13 protein-coding genes are annotated in these 23,297 nt (G+C 36.9%); 2 read left to right on the forward strand and 11 right to left on the reverse strand.

Translation table 11 applies throughout. The features are described 5' to 3' along the window. Positions 1 to 327: 327 nt before the first annotated feature. The 5 genes from WJN01_RS14090 to WJN01_RS14110 are packed head-to-tail and all read right to left on the reverse strand — an operon-like array spanning position 328 to position 8,156. On the reverse strand, positions 328 to 3,375 hold the full coding sequence (locus WJN01_RS14090) for a beta-L-arabinofuranosidase domain-containing protein (RefSeq protein WP_445197801.1): 3,048 nt from the start codon (positions 3,373 to 3,375) through the stop codon (positions 328 to 330). An 18-nt stretch (positions 3,376 to 3,393) separates the two neighbouring features. Further along, the gene (locus tag WJN01_RS14095; protein WP_445197802.1) at positions 3,394 to 4,641 is read right to left on the reverse strand and encodes an NAD(P)/FAD-dependent oxidoreductase; all 1,248 of its coding nucleotides are present in this window, start codon (positions 4,639 to 4,641) and stop codon (positions 3,394 to 3,396) included. A gap of 22 nt (positions 4,642 to 4,663) precedes the next feature. Further along, positions 4,664 to 5,671: a 4-hydroxyproline epimerase gene (locus tag WJN01_RS14100; protein ID WP_445197803.1), complete on the reverse strand. Its 1,008-nt coding sequence runs from the start codon at positions 5,669 to 5,671 to the stop codon at positions 4,664 to 4,666. A gap of 33 nt (positions 5,672 to 5,704) precedes the next feature. Beyond that, entirely contained in the window at positions 5,705 to 7,231 is a 1,527-nt protein-coding gene (locus tag WJN01_RS14105; RefSeq protein WP_445197804.1) for an aldehyde dehydrogenase (NADP(+)), read from the reverse strand. A 7-nt stretch (positions 7,232 to 7,238) separates the two neighbouring features. Next, complete coding sequence (locus tag WJN01_RS14110; RefSeq protein WP_445197805.1) at positions 7,239 to 8,156, reverse strand: dihydrodipicolinate synthase family protein; 918 nt, start codon at positions 8,154 to 8,156, stop codon at positions 7,239 to 7,241. Between the two features lie 141 nt (positions 8,157 to 8,297). Between WJN01_RS14110 and WJN01_RS14115 the strand changes: the two genes are divergently transcribed. Continuing rightward, positions 8,298 to 9,143 (forward strand): AraC family transcriptional regulator, encoded by an 846-nt coding sequence (locus WJN01_RS14115; RefSeq protein ID WP_445197806.1) that lies wholly within the window; start codon positions 8,298 to 8,300, stop codon positions 9,141 to 9,143. A gap of 20 nt (positions 9,144 to 9,163) precedes the next feature. On the opposite strand, the gene WJN01_RS14120 is transcribed toward WJN01_RS14115, so the two are convergent. Then, positions 9,164 to 11,560 carry a glycoside hydrolase family 127 protein gene (locus WJN01_RS14120; RefSeq protein WP_445197807.1) on the reverse strand — a complete coding sequence of 799 codons (2,397 nt, stop codon included), beginning with the start codon at positions 11,558 to 11,560 and terminating at the stop codon, positions 9,164 to 9,166. Between the two features lie 182 nt (positions 11,561 to 11,742). Continuing rightward, on the reverse strand, positions 11,743 to 12,798 hold the full coding sequence (locus WJN01_RS14125) for a hypothetical protein (RefSeq protein ID WP_445197808.1): 1,056 nt from the start codon (positions 12,796 to 12,798) through the stop codon (positions 11,743 to 11,745). A 125-nt stretch (positions 12,799 to 12,923) separates the two neighbouring features. On the opposite strand from WJN01_RS14125, the gene WJN01_RS14130 reads away from it, so the two are divergent. Beyond that, a complete protein-coding gene (locus WJN01_RS14130) occupies positions 12,924 to 13,472 on the forward strand; it encodes a 2'-5' RNA ligase family protein (RefSeq protein ID WP_445197809.1) in 549 nt (182 codons plus the stop codon). Between the two features lie 421 nt (positions 13,473 to 13,893). On the opposite strand, the gene WJN01_RS14135 is transcribed toward WJN01_RS14130, so the two are convergent. The 4 genes from WJN01_RS14135 to WJN01_RS14150 form a co-directional block, all read right to left on the reverse strand. Then, positions 13,894 to 16,809, reverse strand: a complete 2,916-nt coding sequence (locus WJN01_RS14135; RefSeq protein ID WP_445197810.1) for an alpha-amylase family glycosyl hydrolase — start codon at positions 16,807 to 16,809, stop codon at positions 13,894 to 13,896. Between the two features lie 178 nt (positions 16,810 to 16,987). Further along, positions 16,988 to 18,391 (reverse strand): SusF/SusE family carbohydrate-binding protein, encoded by a 1,404-nt coding sequence (locus WJN01_RS14140; protein WP_445197811.1) that lies wholly within the window; start codon positions 18,389 to 18,391, stop codon positions 16,988 to 16,990. A 19-nt stretch (positions 18,392 to 18,410) separates the two neighbouring features. Then, complete coding sequence (locus WJN01_RS14145; RefSeq protein WP_445197812.1) at positions 18,411 to 19,988, reverse strand: RagB/SusD family nutrient uptake outer membrane protein; 1,578 nt, start codon at positions 19,986 to 19,988, stop codon at positions 18,411 to 18,413. Positions 19,989 to 19,997: 9 nt separating this feature from the next. Next, complete coding sequence (locus WJN01_RS14150) at positions 19,998 to 23,120, reverse strand: SusC/RagA family TonB-linked outer membrane protein (protein WP_445197813.1); 3,123 nt, start codon at positions 23,118 to 23,120, stop codon at positions 19,998 to 20,000. Positions 23,121 to 23,297: the final 177 nt, after the last annotated feature.

Here is a 23,297-nt window from a genome sequence, read left to right on the forward strand (position 1 = left end):
GAAAAAATAACAATTATTATCTGATAAGCTGTAAATATTAGCCTCTTTTGAGTATTATAAGATATAAAATAGTGCATTTTCATTAGTCTTATGAAACATTTTAATAGCTTTATAAAGTTGATGCAGTTGCTTAACCTTATGGAGTATATTCAATTAATATGAAAAAGTTTATTTTCAAATCTCAGGGTTTCCTAAATTTTTAACAACACCGAAAAATCAAAATAACCCACTTATTTCTAACACAATTAATAGGTTTACCAACCTTTGAATATTTTATGAGCTAGATGGACTTAAAGCAATGTAGTGAGATTTATTTCTGATTCCGTTTTATTTAAAGGTAACGTCAAAATAAGTTGAATGACGTCCATAGATGTCATAAAAAGGCTTTAAAACAACGCCGTTAATAGTAAATTTAAATGTTCTGGGATTACCCTCAATAGATTTGCTTATATCACTAACATCAAAAGTTAATTTACGCCATTCTTTTCGCGGTTCAGGTTCTTGGGAGGCCAATAAAATCGGGCCATAAAACAAACTAGCTATATTTTGCTGATCCATAACAGGTTCTAAGTGAAACTGAAAGGGCATGCGAAGTTCAATGGTGTCTCCGTTTTTCCATTTACGGCTTAATTTTATATAGCTTCCTGGTTTGGCATTTACTTTTTCTTTCTTGCCATTAATGGTTACAAAAAAACCCTTGGACGCCCAAGTAGGTACACGCACATTGATATTAAATTTTCCCTTTCCTTTTACGGTTAATTTAGTGTAATCCTCATTTGGAAAAGTAGTGGTTTGGGTTATGCTTACCTTCTTTTCAGTCCATTTTAGTGTTGAGGGTATAAATAGATTTACATACAATGTCTTGTTATCAGAGCTTTTAAAGTAAATGGAATTCTGCAGCATTGTATTGCTCTCAAGTGAAGTGCCATTGCAACATGTAAACCCTTTCATATCTGGATTGCCAAAATGTTTTACTGAGCCTGGTCTTAATGGTACGTGATAAGTGTTTGCTGGGCTATCCTCTGCAACCGAAGCTAGAATATGGTTATAGAGACCACGCTCATAATAGTCCATTAAATCAGTCGATTGCTCAAAAAGAAACAAACCTCTAGTTAGTTTGAGCATATTATATGTTGCACAGGTTTCATTTTGTCCACTAGCCGAAAACCCATTTTCATAAAGAGTTGCTGGCTGACTAATAAAACATTCTGCATTAGCAGGATTACGTGCGCCTGCCACGCCCCCAATGCTGTACATATAGTCATTTACGGTTTTATACCAAAAATTATCTGCTATTCGGTAGTATTCAGAAGCATTTGAATCACGATAAATCTCCAGAGCCCCAATAATTTGAGGTATGTGCTGGTTGGCGTGCAATCCACGAAAAGTATCTACATTTTTAGCTAATCCATGATTGTGGTTTGCATCGCCAAAGAATACATTTATATTGTCAAATAGTTTCGCTGTTTCTAAGTATTTAGAATCATTTGTTATTCTGAATAATCTTGCCATGGCTTCGTTCATCCCGCCAAATTCTCCAGCAATGTAACTATTCCACATATGGATTAGTGTTTTTGTTGGTAACAGGCTTAAACGTACATGAACCCAATCACCCATTCCTTTTGCAATTTCAAGAGCTTTCTTATTGCCACTTGCTTCATAGATGTCCATCAAACCAGCTAGGATTTTATGTAATGTGTAGTATGGTGCCCAGACTTGGTTTTTTTGTCCACCATAAGTTGCCCCTTGTTCCAGCATGACAAATTGATCGGGAGGATAGGCACTAATAAATCCTTTACCCCAATTCCAATAGTCGGTACGGATACCATCCTCACTCAAATCTGAATCATAATTTGCTTTATCTGGGCCAGGGGGCACGGCTGAAGGATCTGATACACAATTGTCCCCTGCTTCCCTAGGGTGTCCTGACATTTGATATAATTTATGGAGTGTATTGACCATGTGCTCCATTTTATTGCCAAAATTTATATGGAGTAATTCATCATAACCTGTGCTTGCATAAGCTTGGGCAATGGCGGTAAGATAATGCCCGGTGGCGTGTCCACGTAATTTGGTTTCTTGGGTGTCCCAAACGCCTAATGGTTTAGCGCCTTTTGGTTGCTTTTGCCCGAAGGCATTTCTAAACATGTACAGGAAATCATCGGGATTTGTTTCAGCTAGTGTTTTGATAAATTTATCTCGGTTTTCAATAAACTTTGATTGGTGGCCATGACTATCTAAATCCAATGAAACAGCATCCAAATTAAATGTTTCAAGCAGTTTACTTGGTGTGATTGATGGACTATCAGTTTTAACTGTAACAATCGCTTTGGGTACTATTTTTGAACCAACAATAGTTCCAGATACAGTATATTTCCCTGGTTGTAAAACCACATTGTTGTCAATTGGCGCTGGCCAAATCACTCGTACTTTTGGACCATTAATGCCATTAATATATATTCCATCAAGTGTCCGTGGTAAACGTGGCAAAAACCCAACAACGGTTTCAACTTCAATATCAGGAACACGTGTTAGATATTGATTGTATAGTTGAGGCTCATCTTCTGCAAATTCTTGTAAATCGTTGTTTTCTTCATGGCGTTCGTTAACTTGATTTTCTTGCCCCAATGAGTTGTGAAAGATATTATCGATTTGGCTATTGCTCAACGGAATACGGTATAAACGAAAATCATACAAGCTTGCATCAAGATTTCCAATGTTTGATGCTAACGATTTGCCAATGTATAACTCATTTTTACCATTTGGAGTGTTGAAGATCTTTTCCAATTCAAAGTCATCCAACTTGGTTTCTGCTGCATGTTTTCCATTGATGTATGTTATGAGGGTTTCGGAAGAAACATCAATAACCAAAGCAACATGATTCCATGCATTGGGCTTTAAACTTTTTGATACCGTTTTAAAGACACCTTTTGTTTCTGATACAATTTCAGATTGAATACCTGTTCCGTCTTCCGTCGTTTTTAAAGAAACATGTGAACTGCTGTCTTTTCCAAAATCTAAAACAAATTGATTATCTGCATCAGACTTAAAAAAAATCCACCCTGTAACGCTCAATGATTCTATGCTATTTAAAGTTTGGCCGGGTAAAGAAATGTAGGTATTGTTGCCAGCATTTAATGCAAGTGCTTTTTTAAATAATGTGTCTTCTATAAACTCAGGGGAACCATCTTTTATTTCAGCATGTAAATTGTTTCTAGACCAATCTTTTAAATTCCCTTCAAACACATATCGAGCAATTAATCCAGTTTCTCCAATACCATCCAAGATTTGATTGCCACTTTGGGCAAACACAGCCAGTACACTGGACAAATAAAAGGCTAGCGCTAAATAAATGGACAGTTTATCCCTCTTCATCAATGCAATATGTTTTTGTTATTTTTTGAAACGATTTGGAGAAATGGGGGTTAAGCTTATCGATGATTTTTTATTGCAAATTTGCTCTGCAACCAGTTTTCCGGTTATAGGTCCCAAACTCCAACCCAACATGGCGTGTCCTGCAGCGATTGTTAAGTTAGCGTATTTATTGGTTTTACCGATAAATGGCACACCATCAGGAGAAACAGGTCTCAATCCCGAAGTAGCGGCAGCGCGTTCTTGTTCATTAATTTCTAAATCTTTATAATATTTTTTTACTGCTTTAGCAATAGCTTCAACGCGCTCCTTTCTAACTATGGTATTGTTTCCTGAAAATTCCATAGTACCTGCAAAACGAGTGAAACCATCCATTGGTGTAACGGCAGCTCTGGCTTCAACCAAAATGGCAGGTATGGTAATGCCTGTTGGCCTATGGACATCCATGCTGTAACCCTTACCTCCTTGAATTGGGATGTTCAAATTTAGCTTGGAGGCTAAAGGTGATGTCCAACAACCACTAGCGAGCACAAAATCATCGGCGTTGTAAACGTCATGTTCTGTTATTACTGAAACAATTTTATTGTTCTTTATTGAAAAATCTAATACTTCTTGATTTGATTTAAAAATAACACCATTCTTTTCCAGCCAAGTCCGCAAGTCCCTAATGAAATTATTTGGAGTCATGTGGGAGTCGCATTTGTAATGGACTGCTCCGATAACATGGTCTGATAAAACGGGTTGAATTTTGCTTAGTTCATCTTTATTTAAACAGTCAACCTCCAAACCTTCTTCTTTGGCCCAATGTGCTATTTCCAGTTCGTGTTTTTCGCTTTCAGTCTCTGTATAAGCCATAAGAACGCCTTTTTTTTCGTAATGGAATTTAAAGTCCAAATCATCAATCATTTCCTCAAAAAGGGTTTGGCTTTTTAAATTTAATTCCTTTAAAACAGGCGATAATCTTTCAACATTTTTTTTAGTTGCGGATTTTTTTAAATACAACGCCCATTTAAAAAAGTCGAAATCGATTCTTGGTTTTATATATAATGGACTGGAACTATTCAGCATCCATTTTAAACTTTGTGTAATGATGCCTGGCGCGGCCAACGGAATGAAATGGCTTGGCGACAAATACCCAGCATTAATAAATGATGCCCCAGTTGATAAATTACTTTTGTCAATAACCGTAACCTGACATCCTTCTCTTAAAAGGTAATAGGCACTACACATACCTGAGATTCCTCCTCCAATTACAATTACCTTTTTCATTCAATATTTATATTTTTGAGTATCAAATAACTTGAAACCCATGGGCATATGGGTCATCGTCGTCAATAATAATATTATTGTAGCCAGTTACTTGTGCCCAACCTTGTATGCTGGGTATAATTGCTTTTTTGTTTTTAAGCGTTGTTTCTTTTTCAACTTTACCAGTGAATTTACTGCCTATAAAACTTTCATGAATATAGGGTTCACCAAGTTTCAGTTTTCCTTTAGCATAAAGTTGGGCCATTCGAGCCGAAGTGCCTGTGCCACATGGCGACCGATCAATAGCCTTTTCACCATAAAAAACAGCATTTCTTCCTGATGATGTTGGGTCAATAGGGTTTCCCGTCCACAATATATGGCTTACATCCCTAATCGAATCGTTTTCAGGATGTATGAACATGTCGGGGTATTTTTTATTTATTCGATTTCGGATAACCTGTGAGTATTGAATAATTTTACTTGCCGTGAAGTCATGTACACCACTAAAGTTTTCTTGCGGATCTACAATAGCATAAAAGTTTCCACCGTAGGATACATCGAAATTAAGTTCGCCAAGTTCTGGACAATCAATCGTTAAATTTTTCGCTGCCAAATATGATTTTACGTTAACCAATTTTACCCAATCTACCTTCTTTCCGGTTTGTTGATATTCAATTTCAACCAAACCAGCAGGTGCTTCCATTTTAATTTTACCAGGCGATTTAGGAGTAATTAGGCCTTCTTCAATGGCAATCGTTATGGTGCCTATGGTACCATGACCACACATGGGCAAACAACCCGAAGTTTCAATAAACAGAATGCCAAAATCGTTTTCTGGATTGGCAGGCGGATAAAGTAAGCTCCCGCTCATCATATCGTGTCCCCGAGGCTCAAACATCAACCCTTTACGAATCCAGTCGAACTCCTTAAGGAAATGCTGGCGTTTTTCACTCATTGAATCTCCCACTAAATTGGGTCCACCACCTGCAACAACGCGAACAGGATTTCCACAAGTATGTGCATCAACACAAAAAAAGGTTTTTCTAGCCATTAATTAATTTTAGCATTTAGGACTTGTAAGATATTATTTTTGCAATCCTTTTGGAAGCATTTCCAAAGGAAATGACTGATAACTAATTGGTCTCACCCAACGCTTAATGGCGTCAGTTCCAACCGATGTGAATTTTGCATCTGTTGAAGCTGGGTACGGACCGCCATGATGCATAGCTGGGCAGACTTCAACCCCAGTTGGAACGCCATTAAAAATAATACGACCAACACGATTGGTTAATGCTTCAACAACATCAGATAGGGTTTCAATGTCTTTATTCTCGGCTATTATGGTTCCTGTTAACTGACCTTCTAACACTTCAATTATCTCAATTAATTGATTTTGGTCTTTACTTGTCACAACAATTGAAAAAGGGCCAAAGACTTCTTGATGAATTTTTGGATTTGCTAAAAAATCAGTTCCTGAAACGGTAGCTATTTGGGATGCCGCAAAGTTATTGTTTAATTCTTCCTTAAGTTTGGCAACAGTAGTAACACCTGGTTGGGAAACAACACTTTCACTGCTTTTTGCAAAGCCAAACTTGATGTTTGGATGCAACATACATTGTGCTTCTATGCCCACTGTTTTTTCAGCTAGAGTTTTAATAAACTCTTCGGTGTTTTCATCTTCTATCGTCAAAATCAAACCAGGATTTGTGCAAAATTGACCTGAGCCCAATGTTATGGAACTGGCATAGCTACTGGCAATAGCTTCGCTTCTACTTGCTATAGCATTAGGAGTTATTATAACTGGGTTTACGCTACCCATTTCTGCATAAACCGGTATAGGTTCTGGTCGTTGTGATGCTAAATTAAAAATAGAACGACCGGCACCTATACTTCCCGTAAAACCAACTCCTTTTATTTTTGGATGGCTTACTAATGCTGAACCCACTACAGGGCCACGACCAGAAAGATGTGAAAACACACCATTTGGCATTCCTGTTTTTTGCGCCGCTTTTATTATGGCAGAAGCTACCAACTCTGAGGTTGCAGCATGCATTTCGTGAGCTTTAACAATAACAGGACAACCGGCCGCGAGTGCACTAGCCGTATCTCCACCGGCTGTTGAAAAAGCTAGTGGAAAATTACTTGCCCCAAATACAACAACGGGGCCAATAGGAATTACTGTTTTTCTTATATCTGCTTTAGGGAACGGTTTTCGGTCAGGTATAGCCAAATCAAAGGTATTGCCTTTCCAATCTTCGTTAGCCAATAAATTTGCGAACGATTTTAATTGCATGATTGTTCGGCCTCGTTCACCTATTGCTCTCCCTTCAGGTAAACCAGATTCCATGGTATAGGTATCTATTAACTCTTGGTCCAGTGCTAAAATTTCTTCGGCTATCGCATTTAAAAATTTAGCTTTTTTCTCCCCAGATACTTTCCTGTAAATCCTGAACGCATCATTAGCTAAAGTAACAGCCTCCTCAATTTCTTCTGAAGTAGCCTCAATAAATGCTGTTTTGTTTTGAATGTTTAATTTAGGGTTTATTGTCTTATGGCTAATTGTTCCTTTAGCACTGAGTTTGTTCCCAATATGGTTTTTGCCTGTAATCATGTCATTTTTATGCGTAAATATTTTTATAGTCTGGCAACGTAGGTCTGGAGGCCATTGCTGTTTCTATTACTTTTAAAACGCGTTCTCTTTCTGCACCTTGTAATGGTAATCTTGGAGCTCTTACATTTTCTGTACCAATACCCGTGGCAACTTCTGCTAATTTAATGTTTTGCACCAATTGTGGACTAACATCAAGTTCCAACAACGGCATAAACCATTTATAAATTTCGAGTGCTTCATTGATTCTACCTGATTTAACTAGATTGTAAATAGCGACAGTTTCCGCAGGGTAGGCACAAACTAAACCAGCTACCCAGCCATCAGCACCAGTCACTAAACTTTCTAGGCCTAAAGTGTCTACACCTGTAAATACTTTAAAACGGTCGCCAAAACGATTTTTAATGCGAATAATATTTGTAATATCTCTTGTGGATTCTTTTACGGCCTGAATATTCTTATGATTTGCTAACTCTTCGAGCATATCTAAAGTTATCATTATTTTATAATCAATAGGATTGTTATAAAGCATTATTGGTAGCAAGGTACTCTTTGCTATTTCAGCAAAATAAGTCACCGTTTCGTAATCTGTTGCTTTATACCGCATAGGAGGCAGTATCATTAAACCATCGGCACCAATTGCTTCGGCGTGTTGGGCAACTTTAATCGCCTCTTTAGTACTTTGTTCTGCAATGTTAATTATTACGGGAACCTTACCTTCAACAGTCGATAAAGTTTCTTTAATTAAAATTTCCTTTTCCTCATGGGTAAGCGTACTTGCTTCACCTAATGTGCCGCCAAGAATTATTCCATGTACACCTGCATCAATCTGGAGTTTAATATTTTTTTCAAACATTACAAGGTCTAAAGTGTCATCGCTCGTAAACTTAGTTGTCATTGCGGGCATTATGCCTTCCCATTTTATCATAGTTTTTAAATTTGCATATGTACAAAAGTAGTCCATGTTTTGTCTTACATCTGTTCAATTATTAGCTTATAATAATATTATATTATCCTCTAAAAAGGTTTATTCTAAAATATTTAATAATATTAGCAAAATTATTAGCATATGAAAGTACTTCCCTTTAAAATTCCAAAACCAGAAAATGAAGCGCTGGTATATCAAGAGGACCGATTAAGAGTGTTGTATAACCAGCTTCACCAACATAATGAGATACAAATTAGCTATGTGGAACAAGGAGCAGGAACGCTAATAGTTGGAGACACGGTAAACGATTTTTATCCTGGTGACATATTAGTTTTAGGTAGTGATGTGCCCCATGTCTTCAGAACAGATTTAAATTTTTCTGAACAGACAATTGTTTACACTTTATTTTTTAATAGAAATTCCTTTGGTAAGGATTTTTTTTCTTTGCCAGATCTAAAAAGTTTTGATGGGTTTTTTAAGGAATCAGAGTATGGAATGAAGATATTAACAAGAAAGAAAAAGCTTATTAAGCAATTTTTAAAGCTAAAGAGCCAAAATAAGGTACAACGGATAAGTACCTTATTAAAGATAATAGATTACATTACTAAGGCGGAAAAATCTCCTTTATCATCTTTTGTTTACAAAAAGAAATACACTGATGATGAAGGAAAGCGAATGAAAGATGTTTTTAACTACACTATGGAAAATTATATGGAGCCCATAACATTAGAAAAAATTTCTGAAATAGCCAACATGAGTAAAAATGCATTTTGTAGATATTTTAAAAAGCGAACTAACAAAACGTTTTTTCAGTTTTTAATAGAAATAAGAATTGAAAATGCATGCAAACTCATCTTCAATAAACCTGACTATTCAATTTCTACGATTTCAGAGCTATGTGGCTTTCATAATACAGCTAATTTTAACCGTAAGTTTAAACAAATAAAAGGAGTTACACCTTCGCATTACAGATTGCATAGATTTTAGGAGTTCATTATAAATGTTGGTTATTCTATCTCCCATTCAAATATCCCAGCTGCAGTTTTCTCGGCCAATTTAATTTCCATTTTTATGGCAGTTGTTTCTACAGTTTTAAAAACCACTTCATTTGGTAGCCCTTTCTCGGTTGTATAGGTTGTAGTATTTTCAACTGGTTGCCATTGATCATTAGAATCTTTGTAATATATTTTCCAATAATCTGGCACTTGACAGCCACCCCAAGGTTTGTCGTCGTACCAATAAACCGTAGAACGACTTACTGTTTTTTTAGAGTCGAAAGTATAAGAAATCCACTCTGTAGTTCCCTCTTTAGGCCACCAGTGGTAATAGGGAATTGATCTATCTTCTGCGTCAAGTGGTATTAAGCCGTCATTAATAGCAACAATTGGTTTAACTTTATGAGATGCTTCTACTTTGCTTTCCGAAGCAAGAGAAGGAGCCATAGCTGGTTTTGTTGCGTTTAATTCTATAGGCAACCAAACAGCCATATCTCCACTGCCACGGTGTGCCCAGGCATAATAAGGAATCATGTTTAAGGTTACATCTTTGGCCACAATTTTACCGTCTTCACTGTAGCTTAACGTTTGTGCGCCGGTATGAATCATGTTTATGCCATAGAGTAAATCTTTTTTGGATTCCATTTCAAACTCAGGTTTCTTATTTAAGATGATACTAAAAATATCAAAATTATTATCTGGCCACTCGGCACAATACACAAGAGGCCCGCATTCAATAGAAACCTTGCCCCTATCATTTTCAACAGCAGAATGGGCTTTTACAGTTCGAGGTTCCATTTCAAAATTAATTTCTACTTTATCACCTTTCTTCCAAGTTCTGCTAATGTTAAAATACCCTTTATTAATTTTTGATAAAACTTCTTTTCCGTTGACTTTTACATAAAATTTTAAATCTTTTTTATCGGAGTAACTGTATAGATTTGATGGAACCACTTCGTTTTGAAGCCATCCAGGTACTCTTATTTTAAGAATGAAATCTTGTTTTCGTTCAGTAGAAACATCAATAGCAACGTTGCCACTCCATGGGTAATTAGTTTTTTGAATAATTTTTAACGATTTTCCGTTTAGTTTTAAGGTTGATTCATTTGCCATAAATAAGTTGATGTAAACATTATTTTCATCAACAGCATAAATATAACCTGGTACAGATGGAATAAAACGACTAATGTTTGATGGACAACAGGCACAACCGAACCAAGCTTGTCGCTGGTGTTGACCTATGGACTCTAAAGGATTTGGGTAGAAAAAGCTTCCGCCATCCAACGATACGCCAGAAATAAGTCCGTTATAAAGGGTGCGCTCTAAAACATCATAGTACTTTGCATCTCCATGAAGAAGAAATAAACGGTAGTTTAAATATACGTTACCAATGGCGGCACAGGTTTCACAATATGCAGACATATTTGGTAATTCGTAATTTTTTCCAAAAGCTTCTCCATGCCCCGTTGCACCTATTCCTCCAGTTATGTACAGTTTTTTTGATACAATATTGTCCCATATTTTATCTATAGCATGAATATAGCCTTCATCACCTGTCAGTGCTGCAACATCAGCCATACCAGAATACATATAGGCGGCCCTAACAGCGTGGCCCACAGCCTCATCTTGCTCCAAAACAGGCTTGTGTGATTGGCTGTATTCACTTTTTATATGTGTTTGTCCACGCTCATCTAATAATAATTTAGCGAAATCAAGATATTTTTTATCCCCAGTTACCACTGAAAGTTTTGCAAGTGCCATTTCTGTGATTTGATGCCCAGGGACAACCATAATTTGCCCTGGTTCGTTACCAATTTCTCGTATGGCACAATCAGCGAAATCAATAGCTATATCAAGCAAATTTCTTTTTTCTGTTGATTGAAAGTGGGCAACGGCGCCTTCAACTAGATGGCCTAAATTGTACAATTCATGGCTTAATTCTTCCTCTTTTACCCAACGCTTATCTCCAGCCCAGTCATGTGCATGATTGGGGTTCATGGTTCTGAACGTGTACAGATAGCCATCGGGCTCTTGTGCTTTTTCAACAATCTTTATAAGGCTATCTATATATTTTTCTAATTTTCTATTGGGATGGGTTTGCATTGAATAACTTGCCCCCTCTATTGTCTTATAAACATCTGTATCGTCAAAAGTAAAACCCTCAGCTTTGTGTTTATCACTGGGGTTGGCTGCCATCAAGAAATTGTCGTAACGGCCAGTCTCTTCACATTTTCCAAAAGCAAGGGGAATTGTGGTTTCTCTACTAGCTTCAATACGTTGCCCCCAAAAGGCATCATTTACTTTAACAGAAGTAAAAGGAACTGGAGTTATTGGGTAACCGGTTTTTGTTTGTCCTGTTGCTATTGTTAAATTGCTTAGTATAATAAGTTTGATTAATGACTTGTTCATTTTTATTCGTTTACATATTCCAGAAATTGGTATAAAAGTATTTTCTAAATTCTTTTTCGTGTTAGTATTATTACCACAAAGAGGTATTATATTATCTTATTTTTTATAAAGTCAATTGAACAATATAGATAGTTTGGTATTTGGTGAACTGAAAAATCATATCTAAGCAAAAACTTATTGTTTTAATGTTTATTTGTCTTTACCAATTTAAAACTATCCCACACCCAAAGCAGACGTTTTTTTAAGGTATCTATAGGGTGTAATTCTTCAGCAAGACCACGTTCAGATAGGTATAGGGTTGCGGTGTATCCTTTGCCTTTTTGGTCAATCCAGAAAAAAACGATGTAGCAAGAGCGCATGTTTAAAAGAGGTGTTTTTGGGAGCATGGTGCTGGTGTTCTGGTTTTCTATTGTAATCATTCGAGCATAGCTAATATCGTCGGGCAAAGATACAGGAACTAAGCTTGTATTGATATTAATGTCCTGCTGTTGGTCTAATATGGTACCAATAAACTCGGTTTGGCAATAGTTTTCAAAAGCTTCAATGTTTGCGCATTTTTTTAAAGACAAAGGCATAATACCTGCGGCCTCAGAATAAGTGCTGGAGATTAATGGATTTCTAAAAGCTAGGGCAACTTTTTGTTTGTCTCGTAACAGTAATTCCCAAGAGGGTAAAGGTTTAAAATGATAATCGTGTGTTTTTCCGGCGTACCAATGTATGGTGTCGTTCCAGGTGTTTTCCCGAAAATCATGATTGCCATTCATGGGAACAATGCAATAGCGGTCTTGTATGTTGCTATTGTAGGCTTGTAAGCGCCTAAGGCCTTCGATAGGCTCCAGTTCTGCTATTTGGCCAGCAATCCTTTGGTCGGTTTGGCGTATAGGTTTTAAGGTTATATAGTAATCTGTACTCGGTTGCAGATCTAATATAACCTCCTTGGTAATATCTTTAATTTTTGTTCGTAATCGGGTGGGTCCCGTAAGTTTTGTGTGTACCCGATAAATGTGATTCATCTTTGCTTTTACACAAAACCCCGCATCATCGTTAATAATTACGGCCAACCAATTTTCAGGAAATTCGTCACCCTCTTCTCTTAGAAAATAAATCTGGGCTAAAGTCTCAGGATTTAGATTCGCTGGTCCTGGCGTATATACCATGGGCATTGTCTGTGCCATAAGAGGAACTTTAACCAAAAGGTATAAGAATATGAAGATGGGATGCGCTATAGTAGGTTTCATATTTGGTGCTCGTGCATCGTTATAAATTGTAATTTAAGGTATGCATTTTTTGTGATATTATTGACCTTTAATAAAGAAAATAAATGGTTGTTTTTTTTAGTGTATTTATTATTTTTTACATTAAAATGAAACAATTAATCCGGGAATACACCTTAAGAATTGTACCGCCTAATCCTATTTATGAACATGTGTTGGGGTTGAAGGGGAAGTTTAGGGATATTTTTGGAAAGTATCAATATTCTAGTTCTAAACCACATGTTACCATGGCGCTTTTTAGAATGGAAACAAAATATGAAGAAAGGTTGGTCAATATTGTTACTAAACTCTCAAAAGAAAAATATTTCACTGTTGATATTTTAGGGATTAATGCATTTTATAATGCACATGTGCTTCTTTTGGAGATTGATAACAGCAAGGACATAAGTGAGTTTTTTCATAAAACCAGTGCGTTGTTTAACGAAGAACTTAATGATGTGGTTCCAAAAATATTTATTTCAAAATCGCCGCACATGACAATTTCAAAAGTTAAAAATAAAGCTATGCTGGATGACTGCCTTGAGTTATTTAAAAAACAGCCTTACAGTAATAGTTTTATTGTTAAAGAATTGATACTTACTTCTAGACGACTTAATCAAACTTGGGATTGGGAACTTTCTATTCCTTTATCTGAGTAGTTCTAAATGTTGTTGGCTATTAGCTGATCATACCAAGTTTAGCAACAATTCTAAATCCAACATGGTTTGGGGTGGAATCAAATTTTGTTCCCCGTTTTGGCAGATATCCTGAAACCGGTGCAATAGGGTACATTGCACAATAATGGGCTGTCTTTTATCACATGTTCCTGTTGACAGGGATTTTACCTAGAATATATCTAATGGAGCAGCTATTTCATTGTTTTTTCAACAGCTCTGTTATTGAGCTCTTTGGTGTTCTTTTTGCAGCCAAAAATCAACACACTTAAAAATTGGAAAATAAGTATATTGGAAATGGTTTTAACTATTTTAAATTTTATTGAAAGCGCAAAAATAAAAGATAATAGCTGAGATTTCTTGTCATCTCAGCTATTAAACATTCTAAACAAACTAAACTACTTAATCAGAACTTAACGAGTTTAATAACCTTTTGTTCTGTTAAGTTAGACATTATTTTTACTAAGTACATACTTTTCGGCAATTCTGAAATATCAAAATTTTGGTCTTTTTGAAAATTACCTTTAAAGCTTTTAAGCAATTTACCCGTAATGCTATACACTTCAACAAGGTTAACATTCGAGCTAATTTTAAAACTATTTCTAACCGGATTTGGGTAAACCCCGATTTTATTATCGGAGAGATTTTTTATCGATAACGTAGATACTTGATTTCCATAAATTCTAAACTCTCCTGAAGGTAAATTAATTGAAGTTGTAGAACCGTCGATGGTTGAGTTTCCTGTTTCGTCCATTAAATCGTACCACGTCCCAGCGTACGGAAAGTTTGGTGCTATATTTTGATCCGTAAAATCAAAGTTTGCCAATATAACTACATTTTTTAGCGTTGAAGATGATAGTTCATCATCAAAAACATAAATCTTGGGTGTTAATGTACCAGATTCAATAGTATAATTGCCTTCAAATACGGGTTCCTGGATTTTTAACTGAATTAGCCTAGACCAATCATCATAAATTTGTCTTCTATTAGTATCTCCAAGCCAGTTCTCAGACCATTGCGGCTGTGGTTTTGTGCTTAATTTACAATCACCATCATCATTACCATCATAATCTGAATTCACTGTTACCCCATCAGAACACAACCAAATGGAATTATCCATGCCTAAATCTGCAAAATGCCAAATCATTTTTGGCCCTGGAATTGGAATAGAAACAGCTCCAATAGCAGACATTCTGGTTAATGAGTTGTTTAAACTGAAACCCGAACAATCTAATCCGCCATATTCTGTCATTTCATACATTATACGGTCTTTATCATGACTTTCTGGATAACCTAAAGAACGTTTTTCTGTAAATCCATGCGAAAGATGTCCCATTCTGTCTATATTCAAGTCTCTAGCATTTGGTGGATTATTGCAATCTTCTGTTTTTCCTTGTGATAAATTCTTATAGGAATTCCACATTTCGCTCCACATCATAATTCCTTTACCTTCATCAACTCGGTAATCGGCCCATTCTATTTCTTCATCTAATGATGTTTTTCCGTCGTTGTTGTTATCCCATCCTGTACCGAGGTGTTCAAAAATAACATAATGGTCAGCATCCAAACTCCAGCTATAATCCGCGTAATCTTTTAGGATGGCAACCCTATCTGCATTATAATCGTTGGTGCAGCCTTCGTTGTTTTGGCAGTTTTGCGTAAACCCTTTAGTTAAATCCCATCTAAAGCCATCGATATTGAATTCTTCAATCCAATGTTTGACAACACGTTTCGCATAAACTTTAGTAAATGAGTTGGAGTGGTTAAAGTCTGAGCCAACGCTGTAGGTATGCTTAGCACTTGTATTGAAATACGGGTTTTCCGAACTTGGATCGCCCCAGCCATCGCCATCGGGGTCGTTCATCCATAACCGTACCATTGGGTTTCTTCCAAATGCATGGTTTAGTGCCAGATCCAAAATTACTGCAATACCATTTTGATGGTAAACATCTACCAATTCTTTTAACTTGTCTTCGGTGCCATAAAATTTGTCCAATGCCATGTGGAAGGCCGTATTGTAACCCCAACTTTCGTTACCCTCAAATTCCATAATAGGCATGAGTTCAATGGCATTAACATTTAGATTTTTAAAGTAATCTATTTTGTCGATAAGGTCTTGAAAGTTTCTATCTGCATCAAAATCACGAATCAAAACCTCATATATAACAAGATCTTCTTTTTTAGGTTTTGAAAAGTTTGTGACTTGCCAATTGTATTCTGGTTTGTTGGTTTGCAATACGGTAACCTCACGTTCTTGACCTTGGGGATATGTTGGCAGATTGGGGTAGGAAGAAGCGGGTATCCAAGGGTCATCGTATGGTGATAACACCAAAGTTGAATAAGGATCGGCCGTTTTTACCAAAGCTGGTGAATTAGCCATAGGTGTTTTGTCAACCGCCCAATATTGATAGGTTTCTATTTGGCCAGAGGTCAAGCCGGTTAGGGTTAACCAAAATTTATTATTTCTTGATGGATCCCTTTTCATGGCATAGCTTGCATCGGGTTGGTAGTTGTTGAAGCTACCGGCTACATATACAAAATCTTTGCCTGGAGCATACAAAACCAGTGTGGCTGTTGTGGGGTCACTTTCATCATAAGTTATCCCGTCAAGATAGGTTTGTGGCATAATATCAAAGCTGCTGCCAGGATCAATTATTGCCCGAAATGTTTTTGTTTTTGTTTCACCTGAAATAGTGGTTTCAAGAGTGTAGTTTTTGTTCTCGGTTATATTGGTGTCTGTGTAGTTATAGGATTCAATGCCCGATTGTGTGTTAATGGTGTTGCCGTTGGCTTTTAGAGTATAATCAGCAATACCACCGGTGTTTGAAGCTGAGATGTTTAAGTTATCTCCTGAATTTAAAATGGAGATTGGATTTGCAGGTGATGTTAATGTTACTTGAAAAAGACCAACATCTACAAGATAATCTTCAGATTGTTTGTTGCCCGAGCCATCTTTGGCTTTTATAAGAAATCCAATTCTGCCAATATCATTTCTGATGAAAAACTCGGTAGGTTTAAAAGTAATGGAATATTCATTGTTCTCGTAATGCAATTCATTGGCAATGTTTGAGTCTGTCCAGGAGCCATTGGTAGGGCAATCTTGTTGGTTGGCTAGATTAGTATCGTACGACCATGCCCAAAGATAGAGTTTGTTGTCCGTAACGCCCCAGGCAGTTTCGTCAATGGAGTCTCCATCAAAAGTTATGGTAATGTTATCGGTTTGCTGAAAGGGGTTGGGAGATATGCTATAAGTTACGTCTTGTTTTTGGGCACTAATATACATTGTGGACAAAAACAAGAGTAGTGCAGTAATTCTTTTCATTTGACTATTTTTTTAAAGAAAATGTTCTTTACCATCAAGTATCTCTGTTAAATCAAGAGTTACTTTGGGTTAATTTTCATAGAAATTTTAATAAAAGAGGCTGTATTATTTAGCAATACAACCTCTTTGTTAAATTTATATTACTACAAGTGTTGTACTTGTATTTTGGATGGACAAATTATCTTTTTCCTAAGTAATATACAGGTCCAGATGGGTCGTTAAAATCGATGCTCACTACATAGTTCCCAGCAGTAACGTCAATATTGTTATCTGCATCTTGGTCTAGAATATTGTCGCCGTTTGCATCACCATAGTCGCCATTCCACGTATTGTTTGGTCTAAACTTAATTTGGCCATCAACCAAAGTGATATTTTCTGCGAACCAAACGCCTGGTTGAATCTCTGTTAGAGCTGCATCAGAAACAGGTACGTCAGGTGTTCCTGCATCTCCGTCATGGTCCCAACTATTATTGCCCCAATTATTAAATCCAGACCCTACAGCTCCCCATACAGTGGCCTCTTCAATAGTATAGCTGTTATCTTTGAAATCGACTGTAACTAAATAATGTCCTTCAGTTACGGGAATATTGTTGTCGGAATCAGTGTCCAAAATACCATCAAGATTAGCATCACCCATATCTCCTGACCATGTATTTAAAGGTCTGAATTTTATGAACCCATTAAAAAGTTTAACGCTGGCTTTGAAAGTATCGGTGGTATGGTCGTAATATAGTTTTGCATCTATACCAGCTCCGCCCCAATTATTATAACCATTTCCAACAATACCCCAAGAGAATGGTTCTATTGAATAAGAATTGTCGTTGGTATTTATGGTAATTTTATAATCTCCGGCAGTAACTGCAATGTTATTTTCTGGGTCTGCATCCAAAATACCATCCAGATTGGCATCACCTAAATCACCAACCCAAGTATTGTTTTCTCTAAATTTAATTTCTCCATCAACTAAATTCACATAAGAAACAATTACACCAGGTGTTCCTGTAGTGTAAAATTTGGCATCAGCAAAATCACCCCAGTTATTGTAACCAGATCCTACAACACCCCATGAGGATACTTCAAAAGCACCACCACCTACAACGATATTCGGAAGTTCTACTGAAAGGGTAACTGTTGGCGAAAACTGTTCTGTGGTAGAACTCGGATCACCTGGATATGCTCTAACTCTGAAGGAAAATGTGCCTGCGTTTGGTTCTGCTGAGTTGGGGTCGTTATCTAAACCTGCATCAGTGGCAATACCTAAAAATTCAGCTACTGTTAAAGCGATTTCCGTTGAAGATACTTGACCGCCTACATTTTCCACATCTGTAAAATCACCAATTACGGAATATTGTAGCTGGTAATTGATATTTGTCGGTACGTCAAAGTTAGCTGAATTAAAAACAAAGCGTTCAGCAATATTTGATGCTGTTTGTGGTGTTAATACATATTTCGGAAGAAATGAATTGACAAAATTGAATTCGCCAACAGGAGCCGCGGTAAATACCAGTTCGTCATCTTGCTCGCAAGATACAAGGCCGATTACGGCAATTAATAGTAACGATAAAATTTTTATATTTTTCATAATAGTGATAATTAGTTTTTTAATAACCAGGGTTTTGCGTTAAGTTGGGGTTGGCTTGTAAGGCCGATGAAGGAATAGGATAAACATTGTAAGTGGCAGGAATTGACGCTCCGTTTTTTACGCCACCTTTCCAAGGCCATAAATAGGAGCTTCCTGTAAACATACCAAAACGTATTAAGTCTGTACGTCTATGGCCTTCAAGGTTTAATTCTCTCCCTCGTTCATCAATTATAAATTTTAGACCAGTTGCCATTGGCTCAATATCCGACATTTGAATTAATGTGGCATTAGATCTTCCTCTTACATCATTAATATATCGTAAGGCAATATTCTTGTCTGTTCCAGCTGCATTATTAATGGCGCATTCGGCATACATTAAATAGGCGTCTGCCAACCTGAATAATGGGAAGTCTGTGTTAACAAAACTTGAGATTAAAGAGGTTCCAGTAAAATTTGTGTTTCTGAATTTTATGGATGGATAACCATCTGTCCATGTTTTATAATCTTCCATTTCATAGTTGTGTCCTTCAGTCCAGAATAACTTAGCTCGGTCATCGGTTGACGTATTCAAATCACCGTATAGACCATACCATGCTTTTGTGGCTCTATGTCCACCCCAGGCATTTGTACCACCTCCAGGATTTCCAAAATCTGCTGGGTTCATAGTGTCGTCGGATAAATTCCCATTTATGATATAGGTAGTATTACCGTAACTTTGACTCACTTGAGCATCAGCTATTAAAGGGAAAATAATTTCAGGCGATGTGTCGTTATCCGCTGAAAAGATGCTTACAAAATCGTCTGCCAAGCTGTAAGGTCCTTCGTTTATTACTTTGCTGGCGTAAGTGGCTGCATCTGCGTATCTTGGCGTTCCTGTGTAAACTTCTGCATTCAAGTAAAGTTTTGCTAGAAGCATTTGCGCTGCACTTTTAGTGGCTCTTCCATAGGTGTTTGTGTCCAGTAAAAGAGGTTCGATTGCTAGGAGTTCAGATTCCACAAAGTCAAAAAGCTGTTGTCTTGAAGCTTCTGGAAGCGATTCAGTTTGACCAAAATTTTCTTCAGTGGCCAAAACCCCTTTACCAAATACATCAATCAAATAGAAATTTGCTAAAGCTCTGATAAATCGTACTTCAGACGTAATAACCTCTTTGTTTTCAACATCTACATTAGGTAGAATGGAAAGCATGTTGTTACACTGAGGAATGGTAAAGAAGATTCTGTTGTACAGGTATCTGAAGAATTTGTTCTCAGAAGTCCAATTGCTTGTTGTGGTTAATTGGTCTAAACCATTATCTCCCCAACGGTTTTTCATGCCGTCGGCAGCAAAATCCTGTAAGTTTATAATTCCTCTTAAAAAAGGAGATTCTCCCGCATCGTCGCTAATGTCAGAACTTCCAGCTCCATCTGCCCCAGATAGGGCAAAAGATCCATAAAGGCGTGAAAGAATTCCTTCTACAGCTTTTGGGTCTTGGGATAAAAGTTCATCCAAAGACAGTTCGATTAAAGGCTCGGTATCTAAATCTTTGGTACATCCAATATTTAGGGTGCCTAAAACCACCAAACCTAATAGAAATTTTAATATATTATTTTTCATCATTTTCATAGTTTAAAAGTCAATATTTACACCTAAGTTATAAACGGTTGCTCTTGGATAAAAGTTTTTGTCTATGCCCCAAAAGTTTTCTGGGTCTTGTCCTGAATAATTGGTTATCAAGAAAGGATTGTTGATGGCTCCATAAATTTTTAGCGTTGCGTTTTTAATAACATTGGAAAGTGTATGGGCCAATACAATATTCTCGCATCGTAAAAATGATGCTCCTTCCAAAAAATAATCGGAATATTGAACAGGGTCTAAAATATTGGTGAATACAGGGTCTGCAGCTCCTGTAAAGAAGTTTAACGTGTTGTTAAAGAACGTTCCGTCCAAGGATTTGGCATTTTGTATTTCGCCATGTGTTAATTTCCTGGAGTTATAGATATATCCATCTAATTGGCCTCTGAAACTGGCTGATAAGTTCCAGTTTTTATAGTCCATATTAAAGCCAAATCCAAAAGTCCAGTTAGGCTGAATAGCTTTATAGTATCTGTCATCTTCATTAATTCTTCCATCACCGTTTAAATCAACAAAAGAACCTAAAATGGGTTTCCCATCTGTATCATAAACTTGTTTTAGTACGTAAGCTGAATTAGCTTGTCTTCCGATAGCATGCCTTAAAAGGAAGTTTCCCGTTCCTGTGTCTAGACGGGCTGCATCATCGGTAACTGTAATTTGTTCTACACCACTTAAGTCTGTAACTTCAGTATAGTTATACGATAAATTTCCATTTAAAGATAAATTGAAGTTTTGATTTTGAACTGGGTTTAAATTTAAATTCAATTCAAAACCCTTACTTTCTGTTGAACCTACGTTTTGTATAACACGATCACTAAGTGCTTGTCCTGGTGGTACGTTGGTTAGTACCAACAAGTCGGTGGTTTCTCTTTTAAAAATATCAAAGGAACCTGAGAAGACACTATTGGCGAAAAAGTCAAAATCTACACCGGCATTATAAGTCGTGGTTTTCTCCCAGGTTAAATCGGGGTTGAACTCCTTAGCATTGTATAGATTTACTCCAGAAATGTACTGACTTTCAGGGGAACCAATTTCAAAAAGTGGAATTGATGGATAAAAACCTACTTGTCCAGAAATATCCTGTTGGCCTGTTTCACCCCAACCAAGTCTTATTTTAAAGTCGTTAACAAAGTTTACATCTTGAAGAAAACTTTCTTCTTTAACTTTCCAAGCTACTGCGGCTGAAGGGAAATATCCCCAGCGGTTTTCTTCTGTAAAGAATGAGGAGCCATCAGCTCTAAAGGAAGCAGTTAATAGATATTTGTTCCCTAAGTTTATGTTTGCCCTTCCAAAAAACGATTGAAGATTTAAAGAGTTGAAATATCTGTTGTTTGGATTTAAAGGGTCAATATTCGGAATTCTAACCCCAGTTACTGGGTCGTTTTCATATTCGTCTTTATTGCCATCGTTCTTAAAGTTTTGGTATGAATAACCTGCCTGAATATCAAAGTTATTGAGGAACGATTGGTCAAACTCTTTTCTATAGGCTAAATAAGACTCCATGGTAGTATTGGTAATATGTTGTCTTTCACCAAAACTTTTTCCTGGATTGAAAATGTAAGTCCCTTTTGGTTGACTGGGGTCTGGAACCAGAGTATAGGAGTTTACTGAGTTTTCTGCAAATCGTTCTTCAATTTCAGCTCTTGAGGCCTCTAAGCCCAAGTTCACTACTGCTCTTAATTCAGGTAAAAAATGAAATTTGTAATCAAGTTCCAGGTTACCTAATAAACGTTTAACTTTTTCTGGTCTTGAGCGTTGCAGAAGCACGGCCAATGGGTTGCTGGATCCTGCTTTTGCATTTGGGCTATTGGCTTCACCTGCTCCACGTAATTGTTGGTAGTAGCCACCAAAAATTGAGTTGCTATCATAAATAGGCTTTGTTGGATCCATTGAAACTGCGCCACCAATAGCAGCGCCATCATCTATGGCGTTTTTGTCTACAGAAGTAGCTTTAGCATTCAAATCCACTTTTAAATGGTCGTCAAAGAGTTTTGGAGATAACCTCAAAGACGCCGTAATTCTTTCATAGTCATTGGTTTTTACAACACCTTCGGTATTGTTGTACCCAACAGAGGCTCTAAATGGGATTTTCTCGAACAAATTAGCTCTTACCCCAAAATTGTAATCTTTAGTAATGGCCGTTCTGTAAATGGCATCTTGCCAATCTGAATTGTATATCTGGCGTTGAACAGAATTTCCGTCTTTATCTTGAACTGTAATAGTTCTACTGGGTTCATTAGTGTTTACTGAACCTACAGGTACACCCAATGCAGCGAGGTCATCTGGGTAATACATTTGCGCGAATTTTACAAAAGTATCGCCATCCATGATTTCAATTTGATTCCTTGAACTAATGTTACTTAATGAGGTTCTGGCCGAAAAATTAAATTTAGCCTCGCCAGAAGTTCCTTTTTTGGTGGTGATGATAAGTACACCATTTGACGCCCTTGAACCATAAATAGCAGTTGCAGAAGCATCTTTGAGCACACTAAAGCTTTCAATATCATTAGGGTTTATTAAGCTCAAAGGGTTGCCAACACCAGCAACACCACCATTATCTAATGGTACGCCATCTATTACAATTAAAGGAGAGTTGTTTCCGGATAATGAAGAACCACCTCTAATTCTAATGTTTGGGGCGGCATCTGGCTGTCCACCAGCACTTGTAATCCTCACACCAGCCGCTTTACCTTGAAGTAATTGATCTGGCGATACCACGGCACCTTGGTTAAAATCTTCAGAAGATACAACGTCAACCGATCCGGTTAAGTCCTCCTTCTTAACGCTACCGTAACCAATAATCACAATTTCTTCAAGTTGCGCTGCGTCTTCACTTAATTGAATGTCTAGCGTAGCTTGTCCGGTATATGTTATTTCTTGCGCTTGGTAACCTACATAGGTGAATACAAGAACATCACCATTGTTAACTTCAATTACGTATTGCCCGTCAAAATCTGTAGCTGTACCTGTTGTGGTACCTTTAATAACTACATTTACTCCCGGAAGCGGTATAGAAGTTGATTGTTCTGTTACTGTTCCTTTTAAACTGTTTTGCCCAAATGTTAAAACGGGCAAAATCAGCAGGAAAAACAGTAAACTTTTAGTAGTTGTTTTCATATAATTTTGTTGAATAATGAATTAAATTGTTTAGTTATATTTTCACTTCTCGCATCAAACGTATGTAAAGAAAATGTTAAGAAATAATTTTAAATTACGAAATATTTAACGAAAACGTTTTCGTGTTGATAAATTTTTAATATTTGGACTGGATATTGGCAAAAACACATGACTTGG

This window comes from Tamlana sedimenti (genome assembly GCF_038148895.1).
Classification (GTDB): domain Bacteria; phylum Bacteroidota; class Bacteroidia; order Flavobacteriales; family Flavobacteriaceae; genus Tamlana.